This is a genomic window from Nisaea sp., from assembly GCF_017640745.1.
Taxonomy (GTDB): Bacteria; Pseudomonadota; Alphaproteobacteria; order Thalassobaculales; family Thalassobaculaceae; genus Nisaea.
Map to the genome: position 1 here is coordinate 260,545 of NZ_JAEPQA010000002.1, position 12,833 is coordinate 273,377.

General features: G+C 61.9%; 12 protein-coding genes. 7 read left to right on the plus strand and 5 right to left on the minus strand.

Translation table 11 applies throughout. From position 1 onward, the window contains the following. Positions 1–4: 4 nt before the first annotated feature. Entirely contained in the window at positions 5–1,489 is a 1,485-nt protein-coding gene (locus JJ959_RS03055) for a hypothetical protein (protein ID WP_292879790.1), read from the minus strand. Between the two features lie 353 nt (positions 1,490–1,842). On the opposite strand from JJ959_RS03055, the gene JJ959_RS03060 reads away from it, so the two are divergent. Beyond that, positions 1,843–2,505: an OmpW family outer membrane protein gene (locus JJ959_RS03060; RefSeq protein ID WP_292879791.1), complete on the plus strand. Its 663-nt coding sequence runs from the start codon at positions 1,843–1,845 to the stop codon at positions 2,503–2,505. 78 nt (positions 2,506–2,583) lie between these two features. Here JJ959_RS03060 and JJ959_RS03065 read toward each other — a convergent pair whose 3' ends face one another. Next, positions 2,584–4,188: a lysine--tRNA ligase gene (locus JJ959_RS03065; RefSeq protein WP_292879792.1), complete on the minus strand. Its 1,605-nt coding sequence runs from the start codon at positions 4,186–4,188 to the stop codon at positions 2,584–2,586. Between the two features lie 203 nt (positions 4,189–4,391). Here JJ959_RS03065 and JJ959_RS03070 point away from each other — a divergent pair, with 203 nt between their 5' ends. Both JJ959_RS03070 and JJ959_RS03075 read left to right on the plus strand, forming a co-directional pair. Continuing rightward, a complete protein-coding gene (locus JJ959_RS03070) occupies positions 4,392–4,919 on the plus strand; it encodes a hypothetical protein (protein WP_292879793.1) in 528 nt (175 codons plus the stop codon). Between the two features lie 124 nt (positions 4,920–5,043). Continuing rightward, positions 5,044–6,222 (plus strand): multidrug effflux MFS transporter, encoded by a 1,179-nt coding sequence (locus JJ959_RS03075; protein WP_292879794.1) that lies wholly within the window; start codon positions 5,044–5,046, stop codon positions 6,220–6,222. A 13-nt stretch (positions 6,223–6,235) separates the two neighbouring features. Here JJ959_RS03075 and JJ959_RS03080 read toward each other — a convergent pair whose 3' ends face one another. After that, positions 6,236–6,658: a hypothetical protein gene (locus tag JJ959_RS03080; protein WP_292879795.1), complete on the minus strand. Its 423-nt coding sequence runs from the start codon at positions 6,656–6,658 to the stop codon at positions 6,236–6,238. A 215-nt stretch (positions 6,659–6,873) separates the two neighbouring features. Between JJ959_RS03080 and rpmI the strand changes: the two genes are divergently transcribed. The 4 genes from rpmI (at position 6,874) to pheT (ending at position 11,058) form a co-directional block, all read left to right on the plus strand. Further along, entirely contained in the window at positions 6,874–7,071 is a 198-nt protein-coding gene (gene rpmI, locus JJ959_RS03085; RefSeq protein WP_292879796.1) for a 50S ribosomal protein L35, read from the plus strand. 15 nt (positions 7,072–7,086) lie between these two features. Beyond that, positions 7,087–7,452 carry a 50S ribosomal protein L20 gene (gene rplT / locus JJ959_RS03090; protein ID WP_292879797.1) on the plus strand — a complete coding sequence of 122 codons (366 nt, stop codon included), beginning with the start codon at positions 7,087–7,089 and terminating at the stop codon, positions 7,450–7,452. A gap of 136 nt (positions 7,453–7,588) precedes the next feature. After that, positions 7,589–8,665 (plus strand): phenylalanine--tRNA ligase subunit alpha, encoded by a 1,077-nt coding sequence (gene pheS, locus JJ959_RS03095; RefSeq protein ID WP_292879798.1) that lies wholly within the window; start codon positions 7,589–7,591, stop codon positions 8,663–8,665. Continuing rightward, positions 8,662–11,058: a phenylalanine--tRNA ligase subunit beta gene (gene pheT, locus JJ959_RS03100; protein WP_292879799.1), complete on the plus strand. Its 2,397-nt coding sequence runs from the start codon at positions 8,662–8,664 to the stop codon at positions 11,056–11,058. The genes pheS and pheT overlap by 4 nt, the downstream gene beginning before the upstream one ends. 111 nt (positions 11,059–11,169) lie before the next feature. On the opposite strand, the gene JJ959_RS03105 is transcribed toward pheT, so the two are convergent. Together JJ959_RS03105 and JJ959_RS03110 are read right to left on the minus strand one after the other, a co-directional pair. Continuing rightward, complete coding sequence (locus JJ959_RS03105) at positions 11,170–11,667, minus strand: hypothetical protein (protein ID WP_292879800.1); 498 nt, start codon at positions 11,665–11,667, stop codon at positions 11,170–11,172. Positions 11,668–11,934: 267 nt separating this feature from the next. Continuing rightward, complete coding sequence (locus tag JJ959_RS03110; RefSeq protein ID WP_292879801.1) at positions 11,935–12,540, minus strand: hypothetical protein; 606 nt, start codon at positions 12,538–12,540, stop codon at positions 11,935–11,937. Positions 12,541–12,833: the final 293 nt, after the last annotated feature.

Sequence of the window (12,833 nt, forward strand, 5' to 3'; positions counted from 1 at the left end):
ACCGTCAATCTGTGCTCGGGTCATCAAGAAGGTTGGCGATTTTGGTTTTTGCGGGCTCTGGGATTGCCGCTGCAATAGGATCCGAGATCATCGCCTGGCGCGATGCGTTCAACTGAATCGAAGTTGCCCGCTTCTTGGCAATCGCGAAGTTCTTGAATGCCTCGTTGCAGAACGCTTCAGGGCGCTGCAGCCCTGCGTCACTGGTAATACGGCATGCGACTCCCTGCATTCTGGCGAGGTCGTAATACATATCGAAATCATAGTCTTCTTCCCATTCCGTGCTGGGAAGAAGAGTGATCGCCTCGCGCTGCGCCCTGATTGCCACGTCATTCATTTCTCGAATTAGTCCGGTGCCGCGCTCTTCCGACTGCCCGGACGGAGTCTCGAGCCATTCCCGGGTGACAACGTTCAGAGTCAGAACGGCAATGATATTGAGCGGCGGAATGCGCTGCGTCGGCGATGTCAGTGCGGCCTCGTTATTCTCCCAAGTCCGCAAGAGCTTTTCCTGGGTTGCCCGCAGCTTCTTCGTCCAAAGAGGGTCCGTAGCCTGCGGCGGGTTGGCGGCCGCCTTTTGCATCGTCCGAGCCAGTTGGGTGGCGTTGCTCATTCTCTCTGGATCAAGGCTGTAGGCCTCCTCCATCTTTTCCAGAGATGCGAGCAGGTAGGTATTGTCCCAATCTTTCGTCAGGTTGCCGGATTTCGGGCGCGCAATATTGTAAAAGAACCGGCTCCACAGCCTCAGCGTGTCAGGTTTTTGTTTTGCTTCCGCGAGCGAGAATGCGCGAGCGATGACTTTGTCGCCTGCTTGGGCAATTGCCCGCCACGAGTCCGGATCCGTATGCTCTATCTGCGAGAGTTCTAGATAGAGCGCTGCCTTGTCCAGCAAGGCCTCGACCAGAAACTCCCGGTGATTGATTTGCTCAAAATACGCTATTGCGATGTCTGCCCACTTGAACGCCGTCGGCTTGGTTTCGCTCTCGATTTCCTGAATACGGTAGAGCCGTAACGTAAGGGAAAGCGCTTCGGAGACTAGCTGCGGCGGCAGCGCTGTCTTCTCGGTCGTCCTCGCGTTTTCCCAGGCCGTTTCGAAGTTGCTTCGAGATTGTGATAGGCCAACCGGAAGAGGCCGGCGAGGCGAAATGGCACCGCTCGATCGCGCTTCCTTCGCTGCGGCCACCCAATCCGAGGAAACCGTTTCCAGATCGGAGAACAGTTTTTGCGTAATGCCGGGCGGATTGACGCCGTAAATAACAAGGAAAATTGCAAGGGCGCCCCCGGCCTTGGCATAGGGCAGTTCGATACGCAAGAAACCGGGTATGAAAGCTCCGATCAGGCCGCCGCCCAGAGCTGAGACCACCCGGAGGTAGCGCTCGGCATCGGTCGCCCGGTCTGGTCCGACCAGAAAGAACCCGAGCGGCAGTATCAGCAGGAATACGCCGACAAGAAGGAGCCAATATGAGGGTACCGGTGTGTTCTGATCTTCGGGCATTCGCCGATACCTTCTCCGTGCAGCCATCTATAATGGTGATCGTAGCAATATATTGCCTGCAAAGAGAGTGTCTTGGCGTGCTCATGAAACAGCATGCGGACATTCGGACAGTGCACCTTACTCGGGAGCGTGGGATCCGGCCAAGGTCCGAGAGGGGACTCACAAGTCACGATCAAACCTGTCCGCCGCTCTCGACCTGCTTCATCGCGCCTGTCGCCAGTTGATCTTTGTCAGAAAATAATCGCTCAAAAACAACAAGATAAATAACTTCTCCTGTTGATCTGCGTCAAAGCGGCAGGACGCATCCGGGTGCAGTTTGCAGCGCAGCAATTCTGCAATATGAGGACAGATCAATGAAACTCTCGGGGAAATGGACGGCTCTGGCCGCCGCCGTCGCCGTGTTTGGTTCACTCGTGGCCGTCAGCGGCCCGGCGCTCGCCCAGTCCGACGAATTCAAGCCCAAATCGGCCGGCGATTTCGTCATCCGCGCCCGCGGCATCGCGATGATGCCGGATGAATCCACCTCCTCCAGCGACCTGACGGTCGGCAAGGGCGAGCTGACCGACGACTACGTGCCGGAGGTCGATTTCTCCTATTTCGTCACCGACAATATCGCGCTCGAACTGATCGCGGCGACGACCAAGCACGATCTCGACTGGAAGAACCCGAATGTCGATCTCGGTTCCGTCCGCCTGCTGCCGCCGACCCTGACGCTGCAGTACCACTTCATGCCCAAGGAGCGTTTCAGCCCCTATCTCGGCGCGGGTCTCAATTACACGTTCTTCTATAACGAGAAGCCTGGCTCGGCGCAGTCGATCTCCTATGAGGACGGCTTCGGCTACGCGCTCCAGGCCGGCTTCGACTACGCGATCACCGGCGCCTGGTCGTTGAACTTCGATGTGAAGAAGGTGTTCCTCGATACCACGATCAAGACGAATCTCGGCGCGGGCCCGATCAATGTCGATGCGGATCTCGATCCGTGGATCTTCGGCATCGGGATCGGCTACCGCTTCTGATCCGGAAGCGTATGCCCTGACGCAAACGGCCCTGTCCGCGAGGACAGGGCCGCTTTCGTTGGAACTCAGCTTGCCGGATCAGGCCGCGAGGTTCTCGCCCTTCAGCGCCTTCTCGATCAGCTGGATGGTCTCGTCCACACCGTAGAGCGCGATGAAACTGCCGAAGCGCGGGCCCTGGTCCTGACCGAGCAGGACCTGGTAGAGCGCCTTGAACCAGTCGCGGAGGTTCTCGAAGGCGTGCCGTTTGCCGACCTCGTAGACCTGGGTCTGGATCGCCTCGCCGTCGGCATCCGCCGGCAGGGCCTTCAGCTCGGTGACGAGATCCTCGAAGGCGGCGCGCTCGAGTTCGGTCGGGGCGCGGTAGTGCTTCGCCGGGCGGGCGAAGTCCTGATAGTAGTTCACCGCGTAGCCTGCGAGCTTATCCAGCGTCGGATGGCTTTCCGGCGTCGCACCCGGCGCGTAGCGGGCGATGAAGCCCCAGAGCACCGACTTGTCCTCGGCGTGGCAGACGGACGCGAGGTTCAGCAGCAGGCCGAAGCTGAGCGGAACCTGGTCGGCGTTGCCGCGGCCCTTGCCCTGGGTGATGTGCCAGGTCGGGTTCTCGACCTTCTTAGCGTCGTCGGTCTCGGTTTCGAGGCTGTCGAGGAACTGGAAATATTCGTCCGTGTTCTTCGGGATGACGTCGAAATAGAGCCGCTTGGCGCGCTTCGGATGCTGGAACATGAAAAGCGAGAGGCTTTCCGGCGAGCCGTAGCGCAGCCATTCCTCGACCGACAGGCCGTTGCCCTTGGACTTGGAGATCTTCTCGCCGTTCTCGTCGAGGAAGAGCTCGTAGTTGAAGCCTTCCGGCGGCGGCGTGCCGAGGGCACGGCAGATCTTGGAGCTCTGCTTGACGCTGTCGATCAGGTCCTTGCCGGACATCTCGTAATCGACGCCAAGCGCGTGCCAGCGCATCGCCCAGTCGCACTTCCATTGCAGCTTGCAGTTCCCGCCGGTGACGGAGACCTCGACTTTCTTGCCGCTCTCCGGGTCCTCGTAGACCACGGTGCCGGCATCGACGTTGCGCTCGAGGATCGGCACCTGCAGCACGTTGCCACTGGTCGGGCAGACCGGCAGGAAGGGCGAATAGGTCGCCTGCCGCTCGGCCCCGAGGGTCGGCAGCATGATGGCCATGATCTCGTCGTAGTGCTGCAGGGTCTCCAGCAGCGCCTTGTCGAACATGCCGCTCGTATAGCATTCGGTCGAGGACATGAACTCGTACTCGAAGCCGAAGCTGTCGAGGAAGGATTGCAGCCGCGCGTTGTTGTGCGCGCCGAAGCTCTCGTGCGTGCCGAACGGGTCCGGAACCTTGGTCAGCGGCTTGTTCAGATACTGCTTCAGCATCTCCTGGTTCGGCAGGTTGGTCGGCACCTTGCGGAAACCGTCCATGTCGTCGGAGAAGGCGATCAGGCGGGTCGGAACGTCCGGGCGCAGAAGTTCGAAAGCGCGGCGCACCATGGTGGTGCGGAAGACCTCGCCGAAAGTGCCGATATGCGGCAGGCCTGAGGGGCCGTAGCCGGTTTCCAGGATCACATGACCTTTCTCCGGTTTCTTGCCCCCGAGCCGCGCGGCGATTTTACGCGCTTCCTCGAACGGCCAGGCGCGGGCGTTCTCGGCGATCTCGGTGGAAATACGGGAGGTCATGGATCCTGTCCTTGAAGTTGTTTTGGTGCGGCGGAAGCTAGGGCCGGGCGGAGCGGAGGTCAACGATTCCGAATCGCGGTTTTCGATAAAGCGAATCTGCTCGCTTCATTGAAGTGCAGCAATTTCTCCCTAAACTGATAAACTTGTACGTCCGGCTAGAAGAAATCGGCGTAACTTGAGATTGACAGGGGGCAAAGCCGCCCGTGATCGACCCGAGCGATATCAAGGTCTGGTACCCGGAAACGGAGCAGGGAAAAGTCGACCATGAACGGTCTGTTTCCTTCCTGTCCTATTGCCTGAAGAAAAAGCCGAATGGCGCCTTCGCGGACCGCAAGGATTTCTCGGGTGAGACGCTGAAACCCTGGCTTGGCAACATCATGGTTCTGGAACTCGACCGCGAGCGGCAGGATTTCCGTTACCGGCTCTACGGCAGCGAGATCGCGTCCAGGTCGGGTTTCGACATGACCGGAAAGTGGGTTTCCGATTTCCGTTCGGAGATCGGGGACATCTTTCGTTCGCAGTACAATACGGCGGTGCGCGAGAAGCGGCTGATCGTCAGCCGGAACCCTTACTTGCATTCACGAGCGCCCTGCGACTGGGAGCGGATCATCTGTCCGGTCGCGAGCGAGGACCGGATCCAGCTCGTGGTGTCCAATCATATGGTCGAGCTGACTGGACCGGTGCGCGAAGCCCGGCTGGAGAAGCTGCGCGCCGGCGAGCGGGGCGCGTGAACGTCCGGCGTGTCCGGCCTCGCCCGGTCAACGAGCGGTCGTAACGCCTACTTTCATTCTGTATAAGCAAGGGCACCGGTGCTCGGCCGGATCCTCTTCTCCGCTCGGATACAAGGAACGTTTCATGACGCTTGGCCTCTGGCGCGCCGCGCTGGTGCTTGGGCTGCTGTCCCTCGTCGCACCCTTCGCGATCGACATGTACCTGCCTGCGATGCCGGAGATCGTTGCGGATTTCGGAGTCGGCGAGGCGGAGATCCAGGCGACCATCACCTCCTATTTCATCGCCTTCGGCATCGCGCAGATGATCTACGGTCCCTGGGCGGACCAAGCGGGGCGGAAGATCCCGACCATAGTCGGTCTGCTCGTCTTCCTCGCGGGTTCGGCCGGCTCGGCGCTATCCGGCTCGGCGACGGAGCTGGTGCTCTGGCGGTGCCTGCAGGGGCTAGGCGGGGCCGCGCTCATGGTGCTGCCGCGGGCGATCATCCGCGACATGTATACCGGCGCGGCGGCGACCAAGCTGATGGCGCTCATCATGCTGGTGATCTCGATCTCCCCGATGCTGGCGCCGTTGACCGGCAGCCTGGTCATCCCGATCGGCGGCTGGCGGGCGATCTTCGCCATCATCTGCGCTGCTGCCGTCGTCAGCCTATTGATCACGTTGACGATGCTGCCGGAGACTCTCCCGCGGAGCGAGCGCGTGCCGCTCAACGTCCGGGCGCTGGTCCGCGGCATGGGCGGGCTGCTGCGCGACCGCAACTTCATGGCCTATACCTTTATCGGCGCCTTCGGGATCTCCGCTTTCTTCGTCTTCATAGCCTCGGCCGCCTTCGTCTATCGCGGCCAGTACGGGCTGGCCCCGACAGAGTTCGCCATGGCCTTCGCGGTCAACGCCATCGGCTTCATCGGCGCCTCGCAGGTAGCGGGTCCGCTCGCGGAGCGTTTTCCGCTGCGCAAGGTAATCCGCGGCGGCACCGCGTTCTTCGCCGGAGCGGCTATGCTGCTGTTCGCCTGTACCCTTGCCTTCGAGGTGCCGCTTTTTCTGTTGGTAGGGCTTCTGGTTCTTGCCTTTTCCGGCTTCGGACTGGTCTTCCCGACCACCATGGTGATGGCGCTGGAGGAGCATGGCGATAATGCGGGGCTGGCGTCGTCCTTCGGTGGGACGCTCCAGATGCTGACCGGCGGGCTGATCGTGATCGCGGCCGGGCCGTTCTTCGACGGCACGGCCGTTCCGCTAGCGGGCTCGATCGCGGTCTGCGCCATCATCGCTTTCGCGCTGACATTCGCGATCCGCACCCGGTCCTAGGTACGCTGTCCTCTCAGGCTACCGCCTTCGCCGCGAGCATCTCTTTCAGTTTCGAGGCAACGGCGGCCCGGACGGGCCCGTTATCGCCGAAGGTCAGCATCTCGAAACCGGATGTGTCGACGGGCAATTCAAGTCCTTCTCGGACAAGAACCAGCGTCGGCACGCCGATGCCGTGGGCGATACCGAGCTCGTAATAGACATGCGGGCTCTGCGCTGTCGCCACGGCGAGCATAACGGCCGATCTCTCGATCGCGCTCCAGATCGCCGACGAAAGCCGGTCTCCATATTCAACGTCGTCTGAGCGGATGACGAGAAGTCCGGCATCGTGGATTGCAGGCTCGACGACGCTGTCCCGGAGCTCGTAGGCCAGCGGATCGTGTGAGGTCACAATGAAACAGAGGCGTTGTCCGCCACTCGATTGGCTTTGGCTGTTCATAGCATCACCACCAGAGTACGAGGGAGCGGTCCCGGTTCCGAATATCTCACATCGGCGCTGCGCGGACAATTTCCCGAGCCGAGAGACCGCTTGATTCTCCCGCGTCCGCTCTGTATAAACCCGCCTCCCCAAGAGCGATCTTGGGGCAGCGCCGCGTCATGGCTTGTAGGGCATGCCTGGCCGGCAAGGGAAAACCGCCAAAAACGGAGATCGAAATGCCCAAGATGAAGACCAAGAGCGGCGCCAAGAAGCGGTTCCGGCTCACTGGCAGCGGCAAGGTTCGCGGCAACGTCGCCTACAAGCGCCACCAGCTGTCCAACAAATCCCAGAAGATGAAGCGCAAGGCCCGGGGAACGATGATCCTCTCCGACGCCGATGCACGCATCGTCAAACAGTTCCTTCCGTACGCTTAAGAGAGGGCAGCAGAGATGGCACGTGTAAAACGGGGCGTCACGGCTCACGCCCGCCACAAGAAGGTTACGGACAAGACCAAGGGGTATTACGGCCGTCGGAAGAACGTCTTCCGCGTTGCCGTGCAGGCGATGGAGAAGGCGGCCCAGTACGCCTATCGCGACCGCCGCACCCGCAAGCGCGATTTCCGCGCGCTCTGGATCCAGCGCATCAACGCCGGCGTCCGCGCTTACGGTCTGACCTATTCCAAGTTCATGAATGGTCTGAAGAAGGCCGGTGTCGAGCTCGACCGCAAGGTGCTCTCGGATCTCGCGATCCACGAGCCGGCGGCGTTTAAGAGCCTGGTCGATCAAGCCCAGGCCGCGCTCGCAAAAGCCGACTAATTCGGGGGCGCCGGACTTGTCCGGCAACCCATCGGTAAAAGAGTTGAAAAGGGGTCTGGCCTTTGCCGGGCCCCTTTTGCTTTAAGGAACCCGCGCCGGGTCGGACCGGTCTCGTCAGCGAGGTAAGAAGAGGATCATGCAGGACGTCGAAACACTGAGAGCGGAACTCGCCGCCGCCGTCGAAGGCGCGGGCGATCTGGCCGCGCTGGAAGAGCTTCGGGTCAGTGCGCTCGGCAAGAAGGGCCGCATCACCGGGCTGATGAAGCAGCTTGGCGGTCTCGATCCCGAGCAGCGCAAGGAGACCGGCCAGGCGCTGAACCGTCTGAAGGACGAGATCCAGGGCGCCATCGAGGCGCGCAAGACCGCCTTCGAGGATGCGGAGCTGAATGCGCGCCTCGCGGCCGAACGGATCGACGTCTCGCTCCCGCCGCGTCCGGAAGAGGCGGGCCGCGTGCACCCGCTGACCCAGACCACCGAGGAGCTGATCGCGATCTTCGCCGAGATGGGTTTCTCGGTCGCCGAGGGGCCGCATATCGAGAGCGACTATTACAACTTCACCGCCCTCAACATCCCGCCGGAGCATCCCGCCCGGCAGGAGCACGACACCTTCTACCTGCCGCCGGACGAGAGCGGCACGCCGCGCGTGCTACGCACCCACACCTCGCCGGTGCAGATCCGCACCATGGAAAGCAAGACCCCGCCGATCCGCGTGATCTGCCCGGGCCGCACCTTCCGCTCCGACCATGACGCGACCCACTCGCCGATGTTCCATCAGGTCGAGGGGCTGGTGATCGACAAGGCGCCCCATATGGGCCACCTGAAGGGCTGCCTGATCGATTTCTGCCGCGCCTTCTTCGGCGTCGACGACCTGCCGGTGCGCTTCCGTCCGTCCTACTTCCCCTTCACCGAGCCGTCGGCCGAGGTCGATATCGGCTGCACCCGCAAGGGCGGCGAGTTCAAGATCGGCGCCGGCGACGACTGGCTGGAGATCCTCGGCTGCGGCATGGTGCACCCGAAGGTCCTGCAGTATTGCGGCATCGACCCGAACGAGTATCAGGGCTTCGCCTTCGGCATGGGGATCGAGCGCATCGCCATGCTGAAATACGGCATTCCGGACCTGCGTCCCTTCTATGACAGCGACATGCGCTGGCTGAAGCATTACGGCTTCATGCCGTTCGATGTTCCGTCTCTGGCCGGAGGCCTCAACCGATGAAATTCACGCTGTCCTGGCTGAAAGAGCATCTCGAGACGGAGGCCAGCCTCGAGGAGATCTGCGACGCCCTGCCGATGCTGGGCCTCGAGGTCGAAGAACTCATCAATCCGGCGGAGAAGCTGAAGCCCTTCACCATCGCCTACGTGGTCGAGGCGGTGCAGCATCCGAACGCCGACCGGCTGCGCGTCTGCAAGGTCGATACCGGCAAGGAGATCATCCAGGTGGTCTGCGGCGCGCCGAATGCGCGCACCGGCATGAAGGGTGTCTTCGCGCCCTCCGGCAGCCACATCCCCGGCACGGGCGTCGACCTGAAGCCGGGTGTCATCCGGGGCGAGGAGAGCAACGGCATGCTCTGCTCCGAACGCGAGATGGGGCTCTCGGAGGATCATGACGGCATCATCGACCTGCCGGAGGACGCACCGGTCGGGGCTTCCTTCGCGGAATATGCCGGGCTCGACGATCCGGTGATCGACATCGCCATCACCCCGGACCGGGCCGATTGCCTCGGCGTCCGCGGCATCGCCCGCGACCTCGCCGCGGCCGGTCTCGGCAAGCTGAAGCCGCTCGATATTCCGGAGGTGAAAGGCAGCTTCAAGAGCCCGATCCAGTGGAACGTGGACGTGCCGGAGCCGTCGCTGGTTCCCTATGTCGTCGGCCGCTACTTCAAGGGCGTGAAGAACGGCCCGAGCCCGAAATGGATGCAGGACCGGCTGACCGCGATAGGCCTGCGCCCGATCTCCGGTCTCGTCGACATCACCAACTACATGATGATGGATGTCGGCCGTCCGCTGCATGCCTATGACGCCGACAAGGTGTCCGGCGGCGCGATCCGCATCCGCCTTTCAAAGGCCGGCGAGAGCTACGAGGCGCTGAACGAGAAGACCTACACCTTCGAGGACGGCATGCTGGTGCTCGGCGACGAGCACGGCATCGACGACATGGCCGGCATCATGGGCGGCGAGCGTACGGGCTGCACCGACGAGACGGTGAACATGTATCTCGAGGTCGCGATCTTCGATCCGATCTCGGTCGCCATGACCGGCCGTAAGCTGAACGTGCTGAGCGACGCGCGCTACCGTTTCGAGCGCGGCCTCGATCCGACCGGCCCGACCTGGGGCGTGCATCTCGCCTCGAAGCTGGTGCAGGAGATCTGCGGCGGCGAGATGAGCGAACTCGTGGTGCACGGCCAGGAAGAAGACTGGAAGCGCACCATCACGCTCCGCCATTCCCGCATCCGTTCCCTCGGCGGCATCGACATCCCCGAGCAGAAGGCGAAGCAGATCCTGATGGATCTCGGCTTCGAGGTCTCCGGCAGCGGCGAGAGCATCAGCGCCGTGGTGCCGCCGTGGCGCCGCGACGTCGAGGGCGAGGCCTGCCTGGTCGAGGAAATCCTCCGGATCAACGGCTATGACGAGATCCCGGTGGTCTCGATGGAAACCGGCCATGTGGTTCCGGAGCCGGCGCTCTCCAAGGAACAGGTCCGCGAGGGTCGGGCGAAGCGCGTGCTCTCCGCCCGCGGCATGCTGGAGGCGGTGACCTTCTCCTTCCTCTCCCGCGCGGAGGCCGAGCTTTTCGGGGGCGGCGCGGCGGAACTGACGCTGGTCAACCCGATCTCGAGCGAGCTCGACGTGATGCGTCCGTCGATCCTGCCGAACCTGCTCGCGGCCGCCGCGCGGAACGCGAACATGGGCAACGGCGACGCTTCGCTCTTCGAGGTCGGTCCGCAATATGCGGACGCGACACCGAAGGGGCAGTCCAAGGTGATCGCCGGCATCCGCGTCGGCCGCACCGGTCCGAAGGACTGGGCAGGCGCGACCCGGCCGGTGGACGCCTTCGACGCGAAAGCTGACGTCGTTGCTTTGTTGGAAGCTCTGGACGCGCCGGCGGGCAACCTGCAGGTCTCGACCGATGCACCGGCCTGGTACCATCCGGGCCGCTCAGGTGCGCTGCGTCTTGGCCCGAACGTGCTGGCCTATTTCGGCGAGTTGCACCCGAAGGTGCTGAAAGAGATGGATGTGAGGGGCCCGGCGGTGGCGTTCGAGATCTTCCTCGAGAAGGTGCCGGTACCGAAATCCAAAGGCGCGGCGAAGAGCTTCCTCAAGCTCTCTCCGTTCCAGCCTCTGACCCGCGACTTCGCCTTCGTGGTGGAGAAGGACGTGCCGGCGGAGAAGCTGGTCCGGGCCGCGGCCGGTGCCGACAAGGCGCTGATTTCCGGCGTGCGTCTCTTCGACGAGTATCAGGGTAAGGGGCTCGGCGAGAACGAGAAGTCGCTCGCCATCCAGGTTACTCTCCAGCCGGTCGACGCGACCCTGACGGACGAGCAGATCGAGGTCGTTGGACAGAAAATTGTCGCCCAGGTCGAAAAGGCTGTCGGGGGCCGGATCCGTGGGTAAGTTCCGGGTCGAGTATCAGAACGGCAAAAGGCCGGGCAGACGCCCGGCCTTTTTTGTTGGTCGCGTCATCCCGGAGCAGGTCCGGGATGATGTCCGTGTAGAGGGTGGTTCTTAAACCGCGGCCTGCAGCTCCAAGGCGGAATAATCCGGCTTCGCCCGTGTCGGGCCCTTGGCGCGGACACCGCCGGAGTAGAGGGCGGTCTCCAGCATGCGCTCGCATTTGCGCTGGAATTCTTTGGGCGCCTTGTAGCGGATCGCGCCGGCGAGCTGCGCGCGGGCCTCGCGGATCTTCATCGCGCGCCGTTCGATCTCGTCTTCGCGGCCGGCCTCGATGGCGGCCCTTGCGGCGACGGAGGTCGCCTTCATGAAGGCCTGCAGCATCAGCGCATCGATCGCTGCGTTTGCTTCCTCGGTATAATCTTTCGGCAGTTTCGCATTCCGGATCGCCTCCTTGAGGCTCCTCGCCGACTCTTCGCAGCGGTCCATGTGGCCGTGTTCCGCGCGCTGTTTGATCCGGGAAAGGGCACCGTTTACCGCTGGTGCCAGAACGTGAATCCGGCTGAGTGCCGCGGCGTCCTCGACCGTTCTGGTCTCTGTCTGTCCGAACATCTGCATCCCTCCAACTTTCTGTTGATGGTGCATGGTTAACGATACGTAAATATTAAAATGCTTTTTATGTAATTACCATCTAAAAATGCACGCGCTCGCGGAATCGTTGTGCCAGCCGAGCGAGGTGTCAGGAATTCAACGTTTTCACTGGGAGGTCATCATCCCGTCGGGCAGCGGGATCCACCGATTGTGGAACGACAAGAATGCATCCCGCACCGTTCCGGGACGAGGGAAGAGGAGATTGAGGGGAGAACGCGTGACCGGGCCTCAGGCGCCGACAGGCTTCTCGTAATCGTGCAGCGGCTTCACCTTGCGTTCCCCGGCCTTGACAGGTTTCTTCGCCTTGTTCGGCGGTGGCGGAGCGGTGTCGGCCGGTTTTGCCTTGTTTTCGACCTTCGGCGCGGTATCGAGCGGCTTGGCCTTGGTCGGGCCTTTTGCTTTCACGCCGCCGGACATCATTGCGACCTCCAGCATGCGCTCGCACTGCTGCTTGAAATCCTGCGGCGCCTTGTACTTCATGGCGCCGGATAGCTTCTCGCGCGCCTCCTTGACCTTGGCGGAGCGGGTCTCGAGATCGTCTGCCTTGCCGGCATCGATCGCGGCCTTGGAGGCGAGCGCGGTCGCCTTCATGAAGGCGTGCAGCATAAGCCGGTCCACGCCGTCGCGCGCCTGTTTCGCGTAGTCCTTGGGAAGCTTCGGATTTTTCAAGGCCTCGGTCAGGCGCTTCGCGCCGGCCTCGCAGCGATCGGTCAGACCCGCTTCAGCCTGCTTCTTCATCTGAACGAGCGCTCCCTCGATCGAGACCTTCATGGCTTCGATCCGGCGTTGTTCAGCTTCCTCCTCGGCAGTCTTTTCTTTACCGAACCCGAACATCTACAGCTCCTCGCCTAAAATGATGACGGAATCGCATATTGTTTCACTAATATGATAATGGAATTGTTAAGGAAAGCTATAGAAAACGAAGGTAAGTCATTGAGCCTTTTTGGCAATTTTAAATCGCATTTGAGGTTTTCTTGGGTGAAATTAAAGCAATGAAAGGTTAATTTCGGAGTTTCTCTGTCGTGTTCTTTATTGCATGGAGGGCGCCGGGAAACCTTACGGTTCCGCCGGACTCTAAAAGATGCCTTGCAAGAGAACTTGCGGCGCTACGGGCGCGAGCTTATCGC